Origin of the sequence: Streptomyces sp. NPDC049837 (assembly GCF_040674455.1) — a bacterium.
GTDB lineage: Bacteria > Actinomycetota > Actinomycetes > Streptomycetales > Streptomycetaceae > Streptomyces.
Genome location: NZ_JBFAMP010000009.1, coordinates 24,392 through 44,463, shown reverse-complemented (window position 1 = coordinate 44,463; position 20,072 = coordinate 24,392). Strand labels below are relative to the sequence as shown.

Here is a 20,072-nt window from a genome sequence, read left to right as displayed (position 1 = left end):
GGCCACCGGCTAGGCTGGGTATGTCACCGGGGCTGACGAAACGCGCCCCGCCAAGGCTTCCAGGGGGCTGTCCCACATGCTCAGGGCACTGCTGTACATCCTGCCGCTGGCGCTGACGATCTACGCGTTCATCGACTGCCTGAACACCCCCGAGGACGAGGCCAAGCACCTGCCGAAGCTGGCCTGGATCTTCATCATCCTGCTCTTCTGGGTCGTCGGCCCCATCGTCTGGTTCGCCGCCGGGAAGATGCGCCACGCCCCGGCCGGTGGCCGCACCCCCTCCGAATGGCACCGGAATCACCGCACCGAGTGGGTCGCCCCGGACGACAACCCCGAGTTCCTGAAGTCCCTCCGCGAGGAGAACAAGAAGGACGAGTCGCTCCTGAAGGACTGGGAGGCCGACCTGCGCCGCCGCGAGGAGGAGCTCAAGAAGAAGGAGCAGGGCGAGCAGCAGGACGGCGGCGAAGGCGGCCCCGAGAAGTAGCGGTCCCCCCGGCGGGGAAGGTACCCGCCATGGACCATCAGCAGCAGGCACGGCGGTGGCTGGAGACTGCCGTCGCCGAGGCGCGCGCCGGGCTCGCGGAGGGCGGCATCCCCATCGGGGCCGCCCTGTACGGGGCGGACGGCACGCTCCTCGGGCGGGGGCGCAACCGCCGCGTACAGGACGGTGATCCGTCCACGCACGCCGAGACGGCCGCGTTCCGGGCGGCCGGACGGCAGCGGTCGTACCGGGGGACGACCATGGTCACCACGCTGTCGCCCTGCTGGTACTGCAGCGGGCTCGTGCGGCAGTTCGGGATCTCCCGGGTCGTGATCGGCGAGGCGGAGACCTTCCACGGCGGCCACGACTGGCTGGCCGGGCACGGCGTGGAGATCCTGGTGCTCGACGACCCGGCGTGCGTGGCGCTGATGCGCGACTTCATCCGGGAACACCCGGCGCTCTGGAACGAGGACATCGGCGATGAGTGAGCGACGACGGATCCCCACCATCGACCTGGCCCCCTGGCTCTCCGGCGACCCCGCCGCCCGGGCCGCGACCGCCCGCACCGTCGACCGGGCGCTGCGCACCGCCGGGTTCCTGCTGGTGACCGGGCACGGGGTGGACCCGGCGCTGCGGGCGGCGATCCGGGAGGAGGCGCGGCGGTTCTTCCACCTGGACGCGCGAGTCAAGGAGCCGTACGCCGTGAAGGTCGGCGGGCGCGGCTGGCTCGGGCCGGGCGCGGAGGCCAACGCGTACGCGGAGGGGACGGCGAGCCCGCCGGACCTGAAGGAGTCGCTCTCGTTCGCCGCCGACGAGCCGACCGGCGACCCGGAGGTGGACGCGGAGTGGTTCCTGCCCAACACCTGGCCGGCCGAGGTACCGGGGCTGCGGCCGCTGGTGGAGGAGTACCTGGCGCGGATGCGGGAGCTGTCCGACCGGCTGCTCGGGCTGCTGGGCGTGGCGCTCGGCGAGGACGAGGCCTTCTTCACCCGGCACACCGCTCACCCCACCTGGGGCTTCAACATCAACTGGTATCCGGGGCGGGACGTGCTCGGCGAGCCGGAGCCGGGCCAGTTCCGGATCGGTCCGCACACCGACTTCGGCACCGTGACCGTGCTGGACCGGCAGGCGGGCAGGGGCGGGCTCCAGGTGTTCACCGAAGAGGGCGGCTGGGAGGACGCCCCGTACGACCCGGACGCCTTCACGATCAACATCGGCGACCTGATGGCCTTCTGGACCGGCGGGCGCTGGCGCTCGGGCCGCCACCGGGTGCTGCCGCCGCCCGCCGACGTCCCCACCGAGGAGCTGATGTCGCTGGTGTACTTCTACGAGTGCGACCCCGGCACCGACGTCCGGGGCACCGACTCGCACACGTACCTGCGCGGGCAGCTCGACGCCATCACACGCCATCACGACTGAGTGACGGTTCCCCCGACCCCTCACACGCCCAATGCTTCGAAAGTAACCTTGACTTGACGGTGAGTCACGGGGGGTGGCGGTGGACAGAGAGCTGTACGGCCGCGAGGCGGTCCTGGACGAGTCCGGTCTGGCCGCGCGGCTGACCGGACTCACTCCGTACAGCTTCGCCCCCGCCGGGTACGAGCACGGCGACGATCCGCCCGTCACCGTCTTCACCGGCGGACGCGGCATGGGCAAGACCGCGCTGCTCAAGCAGATACGCAACGCCTACCGGGGCGGCACCCCGCTCGCGCTGCTGGACTGCGCGCACATCGAACCGCCCCTCGACCACGGGCCCGGCTGGAACCCGCTGACCGGCGCGCTCGCGGAGCTGGCCGTGCAGCTCTCGCCCCGCGTGCTGTCGGCCAGGCCGGTGGAGTTCCCGCGCCTCGCGCTGGGCCTGGCGGCGGTCGCCGTCACCGGCTGGTCCCAGGAGGACGACGACCGGGCGCGGCGGGACCTCCAGCGCCTCGGCCCGGTCCTGGCGACCGTCGACGAGGCCAAGGGCGCCGCCGGTACGTGGGTCTCCAAGGTGCTGGCCAAACTGGCCGCGACGGCCGCCGAGTCGACGGCGCCGCTCGCCGGGCTGCTGGCCGAGGCGACGGTCGAGACGGTCCTGGAGGAGGTGTTCGGCCGCTTCCAGCGCAAGTCCAAGGCCTGGTACGGCGCGTACCGCAACGCGGGCGGGCGGGGCGAGCTGGGGCTGCACCAGCTCGCCGTCGACTTCGAGCAGGGCGGGCGCCGCCGGGAGGAGGCCGAGGGGTTCCTGGTCGGCGCGCTCGTGGAGGACGTACGCCAGGCCTATGTGGGCCTCACCCGGCGCGGGACCCGGCGCGGCCGCCCGGTCCTCCTGCTGGACAACGCCCACCTGCCGCTCGGCCGGCGGCTGGTCGAACCGGTCCTGCGGGACCGCAGCGCCGGGCAGCGCGACCAGCTCGTGATCATGGCCGCGTCCCGGGACCGCGACCACGAGGGGCTGCGCCGGGCGACCCGGACGAAACTGCCGGAGGTCGCCCACCGGGCGCCCTGCCCCCGGGGCCCGGACATCACGTCGGGCATCCTCGCCGTGGAGCTGACCCCGCTGAGCGCGGCGCACACGCGGGCGGTGTTCGACCGGTACGACCCGGCGGGCCGCACCCCGGCCGACCTGTCACGGGCGGTCCACCGGCTGACGGGCGGCCGCCCGCTGGGCGTGGCGCTGCTGGGGCGGGCGGCGGGCGAGGTGCCGGCGGCGGACCGCGGGGCGCTCACGCCGGGCGCGCTGCTGGACCTGACGGTGGAGCTGCGCGAGGACGCCGCCGCCGTACCGGTCGCGGACACCCTGCTCGCCGAGCTGCTGCCGCCGGGGCTGCGCCCGGACGTGGCCGCCGTGCTGGCCGCCGCCCACGACGAGGAGTCGGCCCGTGTGCTGGCCCGCACCCGGCTGCGCGGCGCGTCGGTGGAGGGCGACATGGCGCTGCTGGTGCGGGACGCGCTGCGGGCGGACGGCTGGCCCGGCGGGGACGGGCACTTCGTGGCCGACCCGCTGCTGCGCGCCCTGCTGCTGCACCGGCTGCGGTTCCACGACGCCGACCCGCCCGCCCACGCCGCCTGGCGCGCCGTCCACGAGACGCTGCACCGCCACTACGGCCCCGGCCCGACCCCGTACCGCCTCCGGCAGGAGCTGGCGCTGGGCCGCGCCGAGGAGGCGGTGACCGAGCTGCGCCTGACGTTCCCCGGCCCGGACGTCCTGGGCTGGCTGGACCGGCTGCGGGTGATCGCCTCGGCCCCCTACCCCCGCGAACAGCAGCGCACCGGGCCCGATCCGCGCCGCGCGGTGGCGCTCGGCGAGGACCCCGCCGGCCCGCTGCCGGAGGGGCTGGACGCCGACGCGACGGCCCTGCACCTGTGCCTGCGGCGGCTGCTGCACGCGGTGTGGCTGCTGACCGACCCGCTCGCCCTGCCGGACGACGACGTGGTCGACAAGCTGGTGCACGAGCTGCGCCAGCTCTCCGGCCGGCATCTGACCGGCACCAGTCCGCTGTGGGACGCGGCCACCCACTGGCCGAGGGACATCCGTGCCTGGCGGGGCCTCACGGTGCCGCCGGGCCGGGAGGACGGAGTCTGACGTGCCCAATCCGCTCCGCTACCGGGTCTTCTACACGACCCGGCAGAAGATCGTCACGAGTGTGCTGGTGCTGGCGCTGCTGGCCTGGGGCACGGTGTACGCCGTGGGCCGGCTGACCACCCCGGAGGACCGCTCCTGCTCCGCGGGCGTGGCGCGCCCGGAGGGGAGCGACGAGTGCGTCGGGGTCTCCGGCGACGGGTACGACTTCGAGGTCGACGCGCTGACCGAAGTCGCCAGGGCCATCGGCGAGCAGAACAAGCCGCTGAAGCCGGGCACGTACGCCACGGTGGCGCTGCTGCTGCCGCTGACGTCCACCAGCCCGTCGATGCGGACCAAGATCCTGCACGAGGTGCAGGGCGCGTTCGCCTTCCAGTACGAGGCCAACAACAAGTCCAACGACATGGTCCCGAAGATCCGGCTGGTCCTCGCCAACACCGGCAACGGCAACGTCCACTGGCGCACGGCCGTGGACGCCCTGAAGGGGATGACCGGCGCGCCGCACCACCTGCGCGCGGTCTCCGGCATAGCGACCAGCAGCGCCCCCGTCCGGCAGGCGGTGGCGGCCCTGACGGGCAAGGACATCGCGGTCGTGGGCACCACCATCACCGCCGACGACCTCACCAACGGCCCCGACAGGAAGCCGTTCCCCGGTCTCGCGCGGGTGTCCCCGACCAACAGCGACGAGGCCCGGGCGCTGGCGAACTACGGCCGGGTGGACGCGGCGAAGGCGATCCTGGTGCACGACACCCGCGAAGGCGACCACTACACGGAGACGCTGAAGGAGGCCTTCTCCGGGCTGCTGGCGAAGTCCCCCTACCAGCCCCAGGTGTTCACCTCCCCCGACGACCCGACGGACGAGGGGCCCACCGCCAACACCTTCCAGCAGATCACCCAGTTGCTGTGCACCACCCGCGCGGACACCGTCTACTTCGCCGGGCGCCACACCCAGCTCCGGCAGTTCGTCAACGCGCTGGGCGCACGCGGCTGCACCCACAAGCCGTTCACCGTGCTGACCGGTGACGAGGGCTCCTACCTGGGCGCCGATCCCAAGCTCGACCGGAACGCCCTGGGCAAGGGCCTGACCGTCCGGTACGCCGCACTGGCCCACCCGGACGCCTGGCTGGAGGCCCCCGGCCGGACGGTCCCGAAGAGGGGCGGGACACCGGCGGCGTACCAGCGGTTCCGCTCGATGATGGACGCGGTGCGCACGGCGCAGGTGGGTCCGGTGGGGCCGGTGGAGCTCTCCGACGGGCAGGCGATCATCGCGTACGACGCGATGGCGACGGCCGTGCGCGCGATCCGGCAGTCGACGGTCGGGGGGAAGCTGCCGGCGCTGAAGGACGTGGGGCTCCAGTGGCCCCAGGTGACGGGCGAGCTGCGGGTGGAGGGCGCGAGCGGCTGGATCTGCCTGGACAACCACGGCAATCCGCACAACAAGGCCGTGCCGATCGTGGAGCTGACGCGGGACACGCCCCGGTTCGTGCAGATCGCCTGGCCGGACGGCAAGCCCCCGTCCGGCGACTGCATGCCGCCGCGCAAGCGGTAGGCACCGGCCGCACAGGACCTACGTCGCGCCGAAGTCCCGGGCCTCGTACTGGTCGCGCAGCTCCTGCCAGCGCTCCTGGGACCAGGCCGGCCAGTCCGCCGGGCGGCCGTCCAGGTGATCGAGGAGGTACAGGAAGTGGTCGTGCCAGCCGGCCAGGCAGTCCAGCCGCAGGTCGTCCGTGCCCCGGAACTCGTTGGTGAACCGCAGCACGGTCGCCCCCGGACCGCCGCCCGGCTCCAGGTGGAACCGCATCCGGCCGTGCACCTCGACCGTGTACTCGACGATCCGCTCCACGTCCCACGCGGTGACCGTGCCGGACACCACGGTCGCGGGCTGTGTGTTCAGCCAGCGGAGGGTGACCGCCCCGCCGAGCCGGCCCTGGAGTACCTCCGCCTCGGCGAGCCACCCCCGCAGCCCGCCGGGGGTGGTCAGGGCGAGCCAGACGCGCTCCTCGGGGTGGGACAGGGGGACCACGAACCGCACGGTGTGGGTGTCGCCGTGGCTCTCGCTGATACCGGGAGGGATCTGTTCGGCCATGTATCCAGCCTCGCGCGGTCCCGGGACGAGCGCTACCTCACACGCCCGCGTAGGAGTGCAGGCTGTTCACGAACATGTTGACGCCGTAGTAGTTGAACAGCCAGCAGGCGAAGGCGATCAGCGCCACGTACGCGGCCTTGCGGCCCTTCCAGCCGGCCGTCGCCCGGGCGTGCAGGTACGCGGCGTACGCGACCCACGTGATGAACGACCAGACCTCCTTGGCGTCCCAGCCCCAGTAGCGGCCCCAGGCGTCACCGGCCCAGATCGCGCCCGCGATGATCGTGAACGTCCACAGCGGGAAGATCGCCGCGTTGACGCGGTAGGCGAACTTGTCCAGGCTCGCGGCGGCCGGCAGCCGCTCCAGCACCGAGCGCGCGAAGCCGCCCGGCGTGCCGCCGTTCGCCAGCGTGTTCTCGTAGGAGTCCCGGAAGAGGTAGAGCAGCGTGGCGACCGCGCCCAGGTAGAAGACGGCGCCGCAGAAGATCGCGGTGGAGACGTGGATCCACAGCCAGTACGAGTGCAGGGCCGGGACGAGCTGGTCGCTCTCGGTGTAGAGCCAGGTCGTGGCGATGCCCAGGTCGAGCAGGACCGTGGTGACCAGCGGCAGCCCCAGCCAGCGGACGTTCTTCTTGGCGACGAGGAAGCCGAGGTAGGCGCCGACCACCACCGTGGAGAAGGTGGTGGAGAACTCGTACATGTTGCCCCAGGGGGCCCGCTGCACGGACAGTGCGCGGGTGACCACACCGGCGGCCTCGACGAGGAAGGCGAGGGTGGTCAGCGAGACCGCGATACGCCCGTAGAGGTCGCCCTTCTCGTCCCCGCCGGCCGCGCCCGGCCCGTCCGGCACGTCACGGGCGCCGGTGGCGGAGCGGGTGACGACCTGCGGCTTGTCGAGGACGGCGGTGCCCCCGGCCTGGCCCCGCACCTGCACCCCCACCTGTGCCGTGGCGGGCGCGGTGAGGGCCGCCGCCGTACGGCCGACCTTGCTGCGGCTGCCGAGGACCCACTCGGCGATGTGGGCCAGGAAGGCCAGGGTGTAGACGGCCATGGACGAGTAGATGAGGACGTTGCTCATCTCCGCCAGGCTCTCGTTGGTGGCGGCGGCGAGATTCACTTCTCAGCCCCTTCATCGGCTCCGTCAGGCGCGGTCGGCGCCTGCGCGTACAGGGTGGCGGCCAGGTCGGCCAGCTCCTCGGGGAGCTTCGCGGACTCGCTCCGGCCCAGGCCGGCCATCTCGACGACGGTCACGCCGTCATCTCCCCGTACGGCCCGGACCCAGACCCGGCGGCGCTGGATGAACAGCGAGCCGGCCAGCCCGGCGATGGCGACGATCGCGCCGGCCAGGGCGAGGCCGTTGCCGGGCTGCTGGGAGATCTGGAAGCTGGCCCACTCCTTGATCTCCTTCTCGAAGGTGATCGAGCCCGCTCCGCCCGGGAGGGTCATGGTCTCGCCGGGGATCAGCGTCTTCTTGAAGATGTCGCCGTTCGCGTCCTTGAAGGGCTTCATCTTGCTGGTGTCGAGCTGGTACACGTTCTGCGGCAGGCCACCGTCGACCCGCAGGTCGCCGTGGTACGCGCTCAGGTTGAGCGCGGGGAAGGCGAGCCCGGGGAACTGGCTGAACATCTGGCCCTGGCCCTTGCCCGCGTACGTCGGGACGAAGAAGGCGGGGAAGCCGAGCTGGACCTTCTTGCCGCTCTTGTCGCGGTAGCCGTCCATGACCTTGATGACACCGGTCGAGGTGATGTTGTTGTCGATCGGCAGGAGCGGCACGGCACCGTGGAAGACGACCTCGCCCTTGCCGTTCTTGACGGTGACGACGGGCGCGTACCCGTGCGAGATCAGGTAGACCTTCGAGCCGTCGATCTCCAGCGGCTCGTTGACCCGGATGACGCTCTTCTTCTTCTCTCCGCCCGGCTTGGAGTACGTGACGTCCGCCTCGAACGTGCGGGGCGTGCCGCGCTGCGGGCCGCTGGTCTCGTACGTACCGGTGAACTGGTTGAGCCGGAAGCTGAACGGCGCCAGCTCGTCCGTGGAGAACAGGGACCCGGACTTGAAGTCGTCGTACTGGGTGAGCGTGTTGGAGAAGCCGTCGCCCTCGACGATCAGCTTGCCGCCCTCGGACTTGAAGAGCTGGCCCATGGCGAACGCCACCAGCATCACGATCAGCGCGATGTGGAAGAGGAGGTTGCCGACCTCGCGCAGGTAGCCCTTCTCGGCGGCGACGGCGTCATCCGCCGTGTGGGCCCGGAAGCGCCGCTTCTTCAGCAGGGCCAGCGCCGCCTCGCGCACCTCCTCGGGCGCGGCCTGGGTGCGCCAGGTGGTGTACGCGGGCAGGCGGGTGAGGCGCTTGGGAGCGGCGGGCGGGCGGCCGCGCAACTGGCCGGCGAACTGCCAGGTGCGGGGGACGATGCAGCCGATGAGGGAGACGAACAGCAGGATGTAGATCGCGGAGAACCACACCGAGCTGTAGACGTCGAAGAGCTGGAGCCTGTCGTAGATCGGCGCGAGCGTCTCGTGCGCCTCCTTGAAGGAGCGCACCTTCAGCTCGTCCACGTTGTTCTGCGGGATGAGCGAGCCGGGGATCGCGCCGAGGGAGAGCAGGAACAGCAGGATCAGCGCCACCCGCATGGAGGTGAGCTGGCGCCAGAACCAGCGGATCCAGCCGATGACGCCGAGCGCCGGACCACCGCTTCCGTCTCCGCCTCCGCCTCCGGTGAGCTCCTCCTTGGGGGCGGTGGAGAGCTGCTCGCCGGCCGCCGCCACGTCGTGCTCGGTCGTCGCCTCTGTCTTGCTCATGGAACTAGATCCCCACCTGGAAGCCTGCGGACCACCCTTGCATGTCCTGCACCAGGGTGTCCCACGCACCTGTGAGCAGCAGCAGACCGGTCACGATCATCATGCCGCCGCCGACCCGCATCACCCACGCATAGTGCCGCTTCACCCAGGAGAAGGCGCCGAGCGCCTTGCGGAACGCGATCGCGGCGAGCACGAACGGCACACCGAGGCCGAGGCAGTACGCCACGGTCAGCAGCGCCCCGCGGCCCGCGCTGGCCTCATTGGCGGCCAGCGCGTTGACGGAGGCGAGCGTCGGGCCGATGCACGGCGTCCAGCCGATGCCGAAGAGGGCGCCCAGCAGCGGCGCTCCGGCCAGCCCCGTCACCGGCCGCCTGTGGAAGCGGAACTCGCGCTGCGTGAACCAGGGCATGAGCCCCAGGAAGAAGGTCCCCATGAGGATCATCAGGACCCCGAGGACGGTGGTGAGCGTCTCCCGGTGGGCCTGGAGGGTCCAGCCGAAGTAGCCGAAGAGGGCGCCGCCCGAGACGAACACGGCGGAGAAGCCGAGCACGAAGAGGGCGGCACCGGCGGTCATCCGGCCCCGCCGGGCCTCGGCCAGGTCGGTGCCGGTGACGCCGGTCACGTAACTGAGGTAGCCGGGCACCAGGGGCAGGACGCACGGCGAGAAGAAGGAGACGAGGCCACCGAGCACGGCGATGGGCAGGGCCAGCAGGAGGGCCCCGCTGAACACCGTCTCGTTGCGGCCCAGTTCGGCGGCGAGGAGCATCACAGGATCAGCGCTCCGTCACTTCTCGGCCAGGAGCGGGTCGATCATCTTGCGGAGCTGCTCCTCGTTGAGCGCGGTGAGCGAGCGCGCGGCGATCTTCCCGTCACGGTCGAGGACGACGGTGGAGGGGATGGCCTGCGGGTTGAGGGTGCCCTTGGGGAAGCCGTTGAGGACGAGCTCGCCCGCCGGGTCGTACAGGCTCGGGTACGGGACGCCGAAGTCCTTCTCGAAGGCGAGGGCGGGCTGCTTGTTGGGGTCGCGGGTGTTGATGCCGACGAACTCCACGCCCTTGGGCGTGAGGTCCTTGGCGGCCTTGGTGAAGTGCTTCGCCTCGGCCCGGCAGGGGCCGCACCAGGAGCCCCAGACGTTCAGGACGACGACCTTGCCCTTGAGGTCCGCGACGTCGAGCCGCTCGCCGTCGAGGGTCGGGCCCGCGAGCTCGTTGGGGGCCTTGCGCTCGCCCTTGGCGACGGTGTCGATACCGCCGGTGTTGGTGACGAAGTTGGTGTTGCCGCCACCGCCGGACTTGCCGTTGGCGTCGCCGCTGCACGCGGTCAGCGCGAGCGCGGCCGCCAGGGCGCCGGCGGTGAGCAGGAGGCCTCGGGGGGCGCGGCTAAGGCTCATGTGAAAAGTTTCGCATGTGCGTTTCGGGGATCTTGCGCGCCCCCCTGACTATCCCCCGGCTGCCCGTAAAGCCCGATGTCAGACGGACTTAAGGAAGGTGTTCCAGCCACCCGCCGGCGATTGTCCGACCTCCAGCGTGCGGAGCTTGTCGAGGATCTTGGGGTCCTGGACGTCCAGCCAGTCCACGAACTGCTTGAACGACACCAGCCGTACGTCCTTCTTGCCGGCCATGCCCTTGAGCGCCTCTTCGACGGCGTCCATGTAGATGCCGCCGTTCCACTGCTCGAAGTGGTTGCCGATGAAGAAGGGCGCGCGATTCGATTCGTAGGCGCGCTTGAATCCGGCGAGGTAGGCCTCGGTGGCCTGCTTCTTCCATTCGGGATAGCGCGACGGCATGCCCTTGGTCGTGTTCTTCGACTGGTTGGCCAGCATGTTGTAGTCCATGGACAGGACTTCGAAGGAACGGCCCGGGAAGGGGATCTGCTGGAGCGGCAGGTCCCAGATGCCCTGGCGCTTGACGGGCCACTTCTGGTGGCCGCCGGGCGAGCTGGCGTCGTAGCGCCAGCCGAGCTTCTTGGCGGTGGGCAGCAGGTTGTCCTGGCCGAGGAGGCAGGGGGTGCGGGCGCCGACGAGCTCCTTGCGGTAGTCGAAGGGCAGCGGGTCGAGGTCGGTCCAGCCGCTGTTGGTCTTCCATTCGGTGACGAATTTCACCGCCTGGTCGATTTCGCTCTGCCAGTCGGCCGGGGTCCACTTCTCGACCGAGCCGGAGCCGGCGCAGAAGTGACCGTTGAAGTGGGTGCCCATCTCGTGCCCGTCGAGCCAGGCCTCGCGGACGTACTTCAGTGTCTGCTTGATGTGGTCGTCGGTGAGGTAACCGATGTCGGAGGCGCCGGCGCGGTTGTTCGGCGGGCGGTAGAGGGTCTTCTTCGATTCGGGCAGGAGATACAGCCCGGACAGGAAGAAGGTCATGGCCGCGCCGTGGTTCTTGGCGAGTTCGAGAAAGCGCGGGAAGAGTCCGTTGCCGACCTCGCCGGCCCCGTCCCAGGAGAAGATCACGAACTGCGGCGGGGTCTGCCCGGGCTCCAGCGGAACGGGCTTGCCGGGCTGGTTCGGCTGCTTTCCCGTGTCGGACGTGGAACCGTCGCCTATGAGACGTCCCTCTACCTTGCCGGGGGCCGTACCTTCCTGGCCGCCCTTGCCGGGCTGGTTCCCGGGCTTGTCCGAGCCGCCGCCGAACCCGCAGCCGCCGATCCCGATCGCGGCCGCGGCGCCAACTCCGGCTCCCAGCAGGCCCCTTCGACTGATCCCGCGCATATCGTCCCCATCCGCGCTCGCTCGTTGCCGGACATACGTTCCAAACCGGCACTCTGTGAGAGGGGCGCGGGAAGAGCACGGTTCCGCCGATTACCACATAATCTTCTGCGTAACGGGGCGACTACACGCGAACCCGGCCCACCGGGCGACGTGCGCCCCGGCGGGCCGGGTTCGGGGGTTCGGGGCCGGGCCCGGTTCAGGCGCCGAAGGCCTTGGACTTGCCCTTCACGGGCTTGGCACCCGCCAGCAGGTGCGGCGGGACCAGGTCGCGGGCGGGCTCGCTGTAGCCGACCGAGACGATCTTGTCGCCCCGATAGGTGAACGTCGTCAGGGACGCGAGCGTGCACTGCCGGCGGCGCGGGTCGTGCCACAGCCGCCGCCGCTCGACGAAACTGCGGACGATCCAGATCGGGAGCTGGTGGCTGACGCACACCGCCTCGTGCCCGCGCGCCGCGTCACGCGCCGCGTTGAGCGCGCCCATCATCCGCACGACCTGGTCGATGTACGGCTCGCCCCACGACGGCCGGAACGGGTTGGTCAGGTGCCGCCAGTTGGACGGCCGGCGCAGCGCGCCGTCGCCCACCCCGAACGTCTTGCCCTCGAAGACGTTGCCCGCCTCGATCAGCCGCTCGTCGGTGGCGAGGTCCAGCCCGTGCGACTTGGCGATCGGCTGGGCGGTCTCCTGGGCGCGCTCCAGCGGCGAGGCGACGACGTACGTCACGTCACGGCCCGCGAGGTGCTCGGCGACCCGGTCGGCCATCTGCCGGCCCAGCTCGGACAGGTGGTAGCCCGCCCGGCGCCCGTAGAGGATGCCGTCGGGGTTGTGCACCTCGCCGTGGCGCATCAGGTGGACGACGGTGATGTCGTCGTTCCCGGTGGTGCTCATGCGGTCGCCTCCGCGGCGGCGCGGGCGGCGGCGGGCAGCGCGGCGGCGATCCGCTCCACCGCGCGCTCGTCGTGGGCCGTGGAGACGAACCACGACTCGAAGGCGGACGGCGGCAGGTAGACGCCCTGCGCCAGCATGGAGTGGAAGAACGCGGTGAAGCGGAACGACTCCTGCTGCTTCGCGTCGTCGTAGTTCACGACCTCGGCGTCGGTGAAGAAGACGGAGAACATGTTGCTCGCCGTCTGGAGGCGGTGGGCGACGCCCTCCTTGGCCAGCGCCCCGGTCACCAGCCCCTGGATCTCGCGCGAGACGGCGTTCACCTTCTCGTACGCGGCGTCGTCGAGCAGCCGGAGCTGTGCCAGACCGGCGGCGGTGGCGATCGGGTTACCGGACAGCGTGCCCGCCTGGTAGACGGGGCCGGCCGGGGCCAGGTGCGCCATGACGTCGGCGCGGCCACCGAACGCGGCGGCCGGGAAGCCACCGCCCATGACCTTGCCGAAGGTCATCAGGTCTGGCGTGACGCCGTCGACGCCGTACCAGCCGGCCTTCGACGTACGGAAGCCGGTCATGACCTCGTCGGAGATGTACAGCGCGCCGTTCTCGGCGCACAGGTCCTTCAGTCCCTGGTTGAACCCGTCGCGGGGCGGGACGACGCCCATGTTGCCCGGCGACGCCTCGGTGATCACACAGGCGATCTCGCCGGGGTGCGCGGCGAAGGCCTGGCGCACGGCGTCGAGGTCGTTGTACGGCAGGACGATCGTGTCGCCCGCCTGGGCACCGGTGACACCGGGCGTGTCGGGCAGCCCGAAGGTGGCGACACCGGAGCCGGCGGCGGCCAGCAGCGCGTCCACGTGCCCGTGGTAGCAGCCGGCGAACTTCACGACCTTGGCGCGGCCGGTGAAGCCACGGGCGAGACGGATCGCCGACATGGTCGCCTCGGTGCCGGACGACACCAGGCGCACCTGCTCCACCGGGGCGACCCGGGCCACGATCTCCTCGGCGAGCGCGACCTCGCCCTCACCCGGCGTACCGAAGGAGGTGCCACGGGAGACCGCCTCCTGTACGGCGGCGATCACCTCGGGGTGCGCGTGGCCGAGAATCATCGGTCCCCACGAGCAGACGAGATCGACGTACTCGCGCCCGTCCGCGTCCGTGAGGTACGGACCCGTACCGGACACCATGAACCGGGGCGTACCGCCCACGGCCCGGAAGGCCCGTACGGGAGAGTTCACGCCGCCGGGCGTCACGAGGGACGCGCGGTCGAAAAGCGTCTGTGAGACTGGGGCTTCGTATGAATACGGCACGTTGGTCCTGACCTGCGAGAACGAGTTGACGGCAGCAATGCTCGGGCATGGCGGCCGGGGCGACGCCAGTGGGCCTTCCTTGAACGGTTCGCCTGCCCGCGACGTTGTTTACGACGAGGCGCCGGACCTCCGGGTCTGCGAAACTGGGGCGTCATAGGGAATGCTCACGGAATCCATGGTGTCAGAGGCCCGGACGTTCTTGCGGACAGGTGTTTCACCGCACGTCCGCGGGGGAGGTCACTGTCACGATGATCGGGTTGCGCGGCGGGGGCTGTGTTACCTAAAAAGCAGTCGGGTGGAGATATGCATCGCGGTGGCGGACTGGGCGAGGGGACCGACGACCTGGGTCCTGAGCCTGCCCGGCGGGGGAAGCACCGGCGCGAGCAGGACAAAGCCTCGCAGGTGGACAAAGCCTCGCCGGACAGGACCTCCTTGGGGCCGATGGGCAGCGGAAGCGGGGGTGGCCGGGGCATGGGGGTGACCTACAAGTACTTCGGCGCACCCAATGGCGCGACCGCCGCCCGCGTACCGATCTCGATGCGGCCCGAGGAATTGGGCGGCGACGAACTCGGCATGGGCGGCATGTTCACCAAGATCAAACCGGAGACCATAGCCGCGATGGTGCTGACCGGCATCCAGGGGATGCCGCTGCACAAGGTGCCGCCGCTGGAGCTGGTGGTGCTGCACCCCGACTACGCGGTGGTGAAGCTGCCCACGACCGTGGTCGATCCGCTGCGCGGCATCGGTGAGGAATCGGTGGGCGCGGCGGCCTTCATATGGTCGACCGTCCCGGACCGGGGCGGGCCGCGGGACGCGTTCAACGTGTACCAGTTGCTGCACGAATGGCAGGACTTCTCCGTGCGGCTGCACGAGGCGGGGCATCAGCCGTACTGCCTGGTGTGGCCCTGATCGCTGCGGGTGTCGTTCCGGGTGCCGTGCCCGGTGTCGTTCCGGGTGTGAGCCGTCAGGCCTTCGGCGACGGCGTGGAGGAAGCCGGCGTACGCGGCGGGGCTGGGCGGGGTCTCGGGGCTCCAGGGGGTGGTGGCCCAACCGGTGCCGGCCGGCGGTGGGGCGGCGTGGGCCCGGGTGTCCACCAGCAGCAGGTCCGGGCGCAGCCGGGCGACGTGCTCCCAGTCCGTGGTGAACCAGTTGACGCCACCGCCCGGGCCCAGCTCGGCGGGGTCGACCAGCCGGACGCCCAGGCGGGCGAGGTGGCACAGCTCCGGCCAGGTGCCGGGCCGGGCGAGGTGGACCTGCCGGGCGTCGGCACCGGACAGGGCGAGGACGCGGGCGCCGGCGGCGGCCGGGGCCAGGGCCTCGCGGACGGCCCGCTCGGCGGCCCCCAGGGCGGCGGTCCGGTCGCCCGGTGTGGGCGCCGGTGGGCGCAGGGCCGACGCGAGCGCCCCGAAGCGGGACAGGATCGCGGGGAGCGACGTGCCGCCGACGGAGAGGACGAGCAGCGGGGCGGCGAGCGGCCGGTCCACCGCGTAGGGGTTCTTGCCGTCGTACGTCACGTCGACCACGAGGTCCGGGCGCAGGGCGCGCAGCGCGTCGTCCGTCAGGTCCTTGCCGGGACCGAGGTAGGGCACGCCCGCCGTGGCCAGGGCGCCCGCCTTGGCCGGATCGAGACGGTCACCGTCGTGGCCGGATCCGTACACGGCCACCGGCGCCACGCCCAGGTCGTGCAGGGCCGCGCCGGCTCGTACGTACGCCACCACGCGCCGCGGCCGGTGAGCCACTCGTAACGCCTGCTCCGTGTCGTCGGTGAACTCCCACACAGCCGCGCTCCCCTCGCCTGCTCACGTGGCCGGACTCCGCTCCACCTTGGTGCGGACGGCGGTCCCGCACAAGACCGCCTCGTTGTCAGACCCCCGCCCTACAGTTCTGGACATGGACAGCGACACATCGCCGGTACGGATCGAGGCGTGGTCGGAGCGGGACTTCGACCTGCTCCGGGCGGTCAACGCGCCGGAGCTGATGGCCCACCTGGGCGGGCCCGAGACGGAGGAGCAGCTCGTCAAGCGGCACCAGCGGTACGTCGACCTGAGCGCGGACCGGACGGGGGCGGGACGGATGTTCCGGATCGTGCTGGAGCCGGAGGGGGTGCCGGCGGGGGTGATCGGCTTCTGGGAGCACACCCTGGACGGGATACGGGTGTACGAGACGGGGTGGACCGTGCTGGGCGGCTTCCAGGGGCGCGGGGTCGCGACGGCGGCGACCGTGGCCGTGGCGGAGCGGGCCCGGGCGGCGCGCAAGCACCGGTACCTGCACGCGTTCCCGTCCGTGGACAACGGCGCGTCGAACGCGGTGTGCCGGAAGGCGGGCTTCGAACTGCTCGGCGAGCGCGACTTCGAGTACCCGCCGGGGCACCCGCTGCGGAGCAACGACTGGCGGCTGGACCTGGAAGCGATCTAATGCTTTAGGCTCGCCTGACCATTAGGCGCGCCGCGCCGCGCCGCCCGACGGAGGGGGCTCCCTTGCTGCTTGCCCACATCAGCGATCTGCATCTCGACGGCACCGAGCGTGCGACGGAGCGGGCGGCACGCGTCGTCGCGTACTTGAACGGGCTGTCCCGGCGGCCGGACGCGGTGCTGGTCACCGGCGACATCGCGGACCACGGCGCCCCCGACGAGTACGCGGAGGCGGCGCGACTGCTGGCCACCCTGCAGGCGCCCGCCCTCACCTGCCCGGGCAACCACGACGACCGCGCCGCGTACCGCAAGGTGCTGCTGGGCGAGGACGGCGGCGGGGAGGGGGACACCGGGCCGGTCAACCGGCTGCACCGGGTGGCCGGGCACGCGCTGCTGCTCATCGACTCGACGATCCCCGGCGAGGACGCGGGACTCCTCGACGACGAGACGCTCGACTGGCTGGCCCGCACACTGGACGAACTGGGCGACACCCCGGCGATCCCGGCGTTCCACCACCCGCCGGCCCTGCTCCACCACCCCTACGTCGACCCGATGAACCTGACGAACGCCGACCGGCTCGCCGAGGTGCTGGAGGGGCGGCCCACCGTCCCGGCCATCCTGACCGGCCACGCCCACACCCCCGCGGCCACGACCTTCGCGGGCAGGCCGCTGCTCGTGGCGCCGGGCGTCGTCTCGACGCTGCGCCTGCCGTGGGAGAGCGGCGAGGGCCTGACGGACCGGGTGGCCCCGCCCGGGGTGGCGTTCCACGTGGTGGAGGCAGACGGAAGGGTGACGACGCACTTCAGGGTCGTGCCGTAGGGCAGGGCGGGCACGGCGGCGGCCGCCGTGCATCCGGTCCGGGCCACGGTTACGGCGGCCGGGCCCGGCCGGAAATGATTTGACGGGTGGGTGCCGCCCTGCGGATATTTATCTGCGTCACGCAGATTCTGTTTCGCACAAGCTACTTGGGGGCTTTCCCGCCATGACCGTTCTCGTCACCGGAAGCCGGGGCCGCGTCGGCTCCACCCTCCTCACCCTGCTGCACGGCAAGGGCGTCCCGGTCCGGGCCGCCTCCGCGAGCCCGGCCGGTCTCGCCGCGCCCGCCGGCGTCGACACGGTCCGCTGCGACCTCGGCGCCCCGGAGACGTTCCCCGCCGCGCTCGACGGCGTCGAGGCCGTGTTCCTGTACGCCGACCCCCGGCACATCGACGCGTTCATCGCCGAGGCCCGCACCGCGGGCGTCCGGCACATCGTGCTGCTCTCCTCCAGCGCGGTCCTGTCCCCCGACGCCGGGGCGAACGCGATCGCCGCGCCCCACCTCGCGGTCGAACGCGCCCTGGCCGCCGCGTCCGCCGACGGATCGTTCGACGTCACGTACCTGCAACCGGGCGCGTTCGCGACCAACGCCCTGTACTGGGCCCCGGCGGTGAGGTCGGCGGGGGCCGTGGACCTTCCGTATCCGGACGCGGTCGGCGACCCGATCCACGAGGCGGACATCGCCGACGTGGCGTACGCCGCCCTGACCGACGACCGGGTGCGCGGCTCGTCCCACGTGCTGACCGGCCCCGAGGCGCTCACGTTCGCCGAGCAGCTCGCCATTCTCGGGCGGGTGGCAGGGCGAGAGGTCACGGTCAACGCCGTGACGCCGGAGGAGTGGAAGGCGTCGGTGGCGCCGTACGTCCCGGCGGAATTCGCCGACGCCCTGCTCGCCCACTGGAGCGCGTGCGCCGCCGCGCCGGTGCCGTTGACCCGCACCGTCGAGGAGGTGACCGGGCGCCCGGCCCGCACCTTCGCCCAGTGGGCGGCCGACCACGCCGAGGCGTTCGACGGGACCGCCCCGGTGAAATGACCTGGCTGGCCCGGCACGCCCGGTGGCATGCTGACGACGTGAACGGACCGGAGATCCACATCAGCTTCGCGCCCGCCCTGGGCCTCTTCGTCGCCGCGCCGCGCCGGACCGGGCGCTCCGTCGTGGTCACCGACGGGGTGTCGACGCTCGGCCATGTCGTCGAGTCGCTCGGCGTGCCGCTCACGGAGGCGGGCGCGCTGCTGGTCGACGGCCGCCCGGTCACGCCCGCGCACATCCCGGCGGCCGGCGAGCACGTCCAGGTCCTCGGCATCGAGCGCCCGCAGCCGGTGCCGGGCGCGCCGCTCCGGTTCCTGCTCGACGTCCATCTGGGCACGCTGGCGCGCCGGTTGCGGCTGCTCGGCGTCGACGCGGCGTACGAGAGCGAGGACATCGGCGACGCGGCGCTGGCCACCTGGTCGGCGAAGGAGCGGCGCGTGATGCTCTCGCGCGACCGGGGCCTGCTGCGCCGCCGCGAGCTGTGGGCCGGGGCGTACGTCTACAGCGACCGGCCGGAGGACCAACTGCGGGACGTGCTGGAACGGTTCGCCCCGCCGCTCGCCCCGTGGACCCGGTGCACGGCCTGCAACGGTCCGCTGGCGGACGCCGACAAGGACGCGGTGCGCGGCCAGTTGGAGCAGGGTACGCAGCGCACGTACGACGTCTTCGCGCAGTGCACCGAGTGCGGCCGGGTCTACTGGCGCGGCGCGCACCACTCCCGCCTGGAGGCGATCGTCGAGGACGCGCTGCGCGAATTCGGCGACGCGGCCGCGTAGGTCACTCGGGCTGCGCGCGGAGGCCCTCGACCTGCGCGGCGCTGACCTCGACCGTGCGCCGCATGTGGGCGGTGAGGAACGCCAGCTCGTCCTCGGTGTACGTGTCGAACATCGCCGCCCAGGGGCCTCCCACCCGCTCCCAGACCGCGCCGAACTCCGCCATCCGCTCGGGCACGGTGGCCACCAGCACGCGCCGCCGGTCGTGCGGGTCGCGCTCGCGCGTGACGTACCCGGCCCGCTCAAGCCGGTCCACGAGCCGCGTGGCGGAGCCGGTGGTGAGCCCGGTCAGCTCGGCGACGCGTCCGGTGGTGACGGGGCCGGGCTCCAGGTCGAGCAGGTTCAGGCACTGCACATCGGTGGGGTGCAGCCGCAGGTGGTCGGCGAGGGCCTGGTTGAACAGGGCGTACGCGGCCATGTAGCGGCGGGCCTCACCGAACAGCTCGGCCATCAGCCGCTTCCTCTGCACCATGCGGAGAGTGTACGAAGCGGAGGCCCGCGGACCGCGCGGGCCGAACCCGGGCCGCGGGCCCGGCGGACCGCACCTCCCGGACCGCGGACCCCGGCCCCGAACCCGGGCCTACGGCTTCTCGGCGGTCAGGTACCGCTGGATGGTGGGCGCGAGCCACGCGATCAGCTCCTCGCGCGACATCTCGGCGGCCGGCGGAAGGCGCACCACGTACCGGGCCAGCGCCATGCCGAGGAACTGCGAGGCCGCGAGCGCGGCGCGGCGCGGGGCGTCGGCCGGGTCGGGGCAGACGGCGGCCGCGATCGGGCCGAGCTGCTCCTTGAACACCGCCCGCATGCGTTCGGCGCCCGCGTCGTTGGTGACGCCGACCCGCAGCACGCCCGTCAGTACGTCGTCCTGCTCCCAGCGGTCGAGGAAGTGCGAGACGAGGACGGCGCCCATGTGCTTGGCGGGCACGGCCCCGATCTCGGGCAGGCGCAGGTCGATCTCGGAGGCGGCGGCGAACAGCCCCTCCTTATTGCCGTAGTACCGCATCACCATCGACGGGTCGATCCCCGCGTCACGGGCGATGGCGCGGATGGTGGCGCGCTCGTAGCCGTCGGCGGCGAACCGCTCCCGGGCCGCCTCCAGGATGGCGGCGCGGGTGGTGTCGGAGCGGCGGGCGGTCGTCATGCCAACAAATGTAGGCCAACAAGTGTTGACGTGCCAGCGCGACGGCGGCTAGCGTTGCCAACAAGCGTTGACCAACAGTTGT

At 72.0% G+C, this 20,072-nt stretch carries 21 protein-coding genes; 10 read left to right on the top strand and 11 right to left on the bottom strand.

What is annotated here, in order from left to right; all coding sequences use genetic code 11:
• Positions 1–76 precede the first annotated feature (76 nt).
• The 5 genes from AB0J57_RS23750 (at position 77) to AB0J57_RS23730 (ending at position 5,592) form a co-directional block, all read left to right on the top strand.
• Positions 77–484: a PLD nuclease N-terminal domain-containing protein gene (locus tag AB0J57_RS23750; RefSeq protein ID WP_366130311.1), complete on the top strand. Its 408-nt coding sequence runs from the start codon at positions 77–79 to the stop codon at positions 482–484.
• 29 nt (positions 485–513) lie between these two features.
• Positions 514–969: a nucleoside deaminase gene (locus tag AB0J57_RS23745; RefSeq protein ID WP_366130310.1), complete on the top strand. Its 456-nt coding sequence runs from the start codon at positions 514–516 to the stop codon at positions 967–969.
• Entirely contained in the window at positions 962–1,900 is a 939-nt protein-coding gene (locus tag AB0J57_RS23740) for a 2-oxoglutarate and iron-dependent oxygenase domain-containing protein (RefSeq protein ID WP_366130309.1), read from the top strand. Before AB0J57_RS23745 ends, AB0J57_RS23740 begins: the two co-directional genes overlap by 8 nt.
• Before the next feature lie 73 nt (positions 1,901–1,973).
• Entirely contained in the window at positions 1,974–4,046 is a 2,073-nt protein-coding gene (locus tag AB0J57_RS23735; RefSeq protein ID WP_366130308.1) for a hypothetical protein, read from the top strand.
• A 1-nt stretch (position 4,047) separates the two neighbouring features.
• A complete protein-coding gene (locus AB0J57_RS23730) occupies positions 4,048–5,592 on the top strand; it encodes a hypothetical protein (protein WP_366130307.1) in 1,545 nt (514 codons plus the stop codon).
• Positions 5,593–5,610: 18 nt separating this feature from the next.
• On the opposite strand, the gene AB0J57_RS23725 is transcribed toward AB0J57_RS23730, so the two are convergent.
• The 8 genes from AB0J57_RS23725 to hemL all read right to left on the bottom strand — a co-directional run bounded on the left by AB0J57_RS23725 (position 5,611) and on the right by hemL (position 13,819).
• Positions 5,611–6,129: an SRPBCC domain-containing protein gene (locus AB0J57_RS23725; RefSeq protein ID WP_366130306.1), complete on the bottom strand. Its 519-nt coding sequence runs from the start codon at positions 6,127–6,129 to the stop codon at positions 5,611–5,613.
• A gap of 37 nt (positions 6,130–6,166) precedes the next feature.
• The gene (ccsB, locus tag AB0J57_RS23720; protein ID WP_366130305.1) at positions 6,167–7,243 is read right to left on the bottom strand and encodes a c-type cytochrome biogenesis protein CcsB; all 1,077 of its coding nucleotides are present in this window, start codon (positions 7,241–7,243) and stop codon (positions 6,167–6,169) included.
• Positions 7,240–8,925 (bottom strand): cytochrome c biogenesis protein ResB, encoded by a 1,686-nt coding sequence (locus AB0J57_RS23715; RefSeq protein ID WP_366130304.1) that lies wholly within the window; start codon positions 8,923–8,925, stop codon positions 7,240–7,242. Before AB0J57_RS23715 ends, ccsB begins: the two co-directional genes overlap by 4 nt.
• Before the next feature lie 4 nt (positions 8,926–8,929).
• Positions 8,930–9,691: a cytochrome c biogenesis protein CcdA gene (locus tag AB0J57_RS23710; protein ID WP_366130575.1), complete on the bottom strand. Its 762-nt coding sequence runs from the start codon at positions 9,689–9,691 to the stop codon at positions 8,930–8,932.
• A gap of 18 nt (positions 9,692–9,709) precedes the next feature.
• Positions 9,710–10,315, bottom strand: a complete 606-nt coding sequence (locus tag AB0J57_RS23705; RefSeq protein ID WP_366130303.1) for a TlpA disulfide reductase family protein — start codon at positions 10,313–10,315, stop codon at positions 9,710–9,712.
• Positions 10,316–10,393: 78 nt separating this feature from the next.
• The gene (locus tag AB0J57_RS23700) at positions 10,394–11,629 is read right to left on the bottom strand and encodes a hypothetical protein (RefSeq protein ID WP_366130302.1); all 1,236 of its coding nucleotides are present in this window, start codon (positions 11,627–11,629) and stop codon (positions 10,394–10,396) included.
• 196 nt (positions 11,630–11,825) lie between these two features.
• Positions 11,826–12,515, bottom strand: a complete 690-nt coding sequence (locus AB0J57_RS23695; RefSeq protein WP_366130301.1) for a histidine phosphatase family protein — start codon at positions 12,513–12,515, stop codon at positions 11,826–11,828.
• Entirely contained in the window at positions 12,512–13,819 is a 1,308-nt protein-coding gene (gene hemL / locus AB0J57_RS23690; protein WP_366130300.1) for a glutamate-1-semialdehyde 2,1-aminomutase, read from the bottom strand. Before hemL ends, AB0J57_RS23695 begins: the two co-directional genes overlap by 4 nt.
• A 303-nt stretch (positions 13,820–14,122) precedes the next feature.
• Between hemL and AB0J57_RS23685 the strand changes: the two genes are divergently transcribed.
• Positions 14,123–14,728, top strand: a complete 606-nt coding sequence (locus AB0J57_RS23685; protein WP_366130299.1) for a hypothetical protein — start codon at positions 14,123–14,125, stop codon at positions 14,726–14,728.
• Here AB0J57_RS23685 and AB0J57_RS23680 read toward each other — a convergent pair.
• A complete protein-coding gene (locus AB0J57_RS23680) occupies positions 14,701–15,597 on the bottom strand; it encodes an ABC transporter substrate-binding protein (RefSeq protein WP_366130298.1) in 897 nt (298 codons plus the stop codon). The genes AB0J57_RS23685 and AB0J57_RS23680 overlap by 28 nt on opposite strands.
• Before the next feature lie 112 nt (positions 15,598–15,709).
• Here AB0J57_RS23680 and AB0J57_RS23675 point away from each other — a divergent pair, with 112 nt between their 5' ends.
• The 4 genes from AB0J57_RS23675 (at position 15,710) to AB0J57_RS23660 (ending at position 18,852) form a co-directional block, all read left to right on the top strand.
• Positions 15,710–16,234, top strand: coding sequence for a GNAT family protein (locus AB0J57_RS23675; RefSeq protein ID WP_366130297.1), 525 nt, complete (start codon positions 15,710–15,712; stop codon positions 16,232–16,234).
• Positions 16,235–16,296: 62 nt separating this feature from the next.
• The gene (locus AB0J57_RS23670) at positions 16,297–17,049 is read left to right on the top strand and encodes a phosphodiesterase (protein WP_366130296.1); all 753 of its coding nucleotides are present in this window, start codon (positions 16,297–16,299) and stop codon (positions 17,047–17,049) included.
• Between the two features lie 163 nt (positions 17,050–17,212).
• On the top strand, positions 17,213–18,079 hold the full coding sequence (locus AB0J57_RS23665) for an NAD(P)H-binding protein (protein ID WP_366130295.1): 867 nt from the start codon (positions 17,213–17,215) through the stop codon (positions 18,077–18,079).
• Between the two features lie 38 nt (positions 18,080–18,117).
• The gene (locus tag AB0J57_RS23660) at positions 18,118–18,852 is read left to right on the top strand and encodes a Mut7-C RNAse domain-containing protein (RefSeq protein ID WP_366130294.1); all 735 of its coding nucleotides are present in this window, start codon (positions 18,118–18,120) and stop codon (positions 18,850–18,852) included.
• Position 18,853: 1 nt separating this feature from the next.
• On the opposite strand, the gene AB0J57_RS23655 is transcribed toward AB0J57_RS23660, so the two are convergent.
• Complete coding sequence (locus AB0J57_RS23655; RefSeq protein WP_366130293.1) at positions 18,854–19,321, bottom strand: MarR family transcriptional regulator; 468 nt, start codon at positions 19,319–19,321, stop codon at positions 18,854–18,856.
• Positions 19,322–19,429: 108 nt separating this feature from the next.
• Positions 19,430–19,990, bottom strand: coding sequence for a TetR family transcriptional regulator (locus AB0J57_RS23650; RefSeq protein WP_366130292.1), 561 nt, complete (start codon positions 19,988–19,990; stop codon positions 19,430–19,432).
• Positions 19,991–20,072 lie beyond the last annotated feature (82 nt).

Excerpts from the sequence above, each read along its gene's own strand:
- AB0J57_RS23695 (WP_366130301.1), bottom strand. The coding sequence starts at position 12,515 with ATGAGCACCACCGGGAACGACGACATCACCGTCGTCCACCTGATGCGC.
- AB0J57_RS23700 (WP_366130302.1), bottom strand. The coding sequence starts at position 11,629 with ATGCGCGGGATCAGTCGAAGGGGCCTGCTGGGAGCCGGAGTTGGCGCC.
- AB0J57_RS23665 (WP_366130295.1), top strand. The coding sequence starts at position 17,213 with ATGACCGTTCTCGTCACCGGAAGCCGGGGCCGCGTCGGCTCCACCCTC.
- AB0J57_RS23740 (WP_366130309.1), top strand. The coding sequence starts at position 962 with ATGAGTGAGCGACGACGGATCCCCACCATCGACCTGGCCCCCTGGCTC.
- AB0J57_RS23705 (WP_366130303.1), bottom strand. The coding sequence starts at position 10,315 with ATGAGCCTTAGCCGCGCCCCCCGAGGCCTCCTGCTCACCGCCGGCGCC.
- AB0J57_RS23650 (WP_366130292.1), bottom strand. The coding sequence starts at position 19,990 with ATGACGACCGCCCGCCGCTCCGACACCACCCGCGCCGCCATCCTGGAG.
- AB0J57_RS23675 (WP_366130297.1), top strand. The coding sequence starts at position 15,710 with ATGGACAGCGACACATCGCCGGTACGGATCGAGGCGTGGTCGGAGCGG.
- AB0J57_RS23685 (WP_366130299.1), top strand. The coding sequence starts at position 14,123 with ATGCATCGCGGTGGCGGACTGGGCGAGGGGACCGACGACCTGGGTCCT.
- AB0J57_RS23745 (WP_366130310.1), top strand. The coding sequence starts at position 514 with ATGGACCATCAGCAGCAGGCACGGCGGTGGCTGGAGACTGCCGTCGCC.
- AB0J57_RS23710 (WP_366130575.1), bottom strand. The coding sequence starts at position 9,691 with ATGCTCCTCGCCGCCGAACTGGGCCGCAACGAGACGGTGTTCAGCGGG.
- AB0J57_RS23725 (WP_366130306.1), bottom strand. The coding sequence starts at position 6,129 with ATGGCCGAACAGATCCCTCCCGGTATCAGCGAGAGCCACGGCGACACC.
- AB0J57_RS23750 (WP_366130311.1), top strand. The coding sequence starts at position 77 with ATGCTCAGGGCACTGCTGTACATCCTGCCGCTGGCGCTGACGATCTAC.
- AB0J57_RS23655 (WP_366130293.1), bottom strand. The coding sequence starts at position 19,321 with ATGGTGCAGAGGAAGCGGCTGATGGCCGAGCTGTTCGGTGAGGCCCGC.
- AB0J57_RS23715 (WP_366130304.1), bottom strand. The coding sequence starts at position 8,925 with ATGAGCAAGACAGAGGCGACGACCGAGCACGACGTGGCGGCGGCCGGC.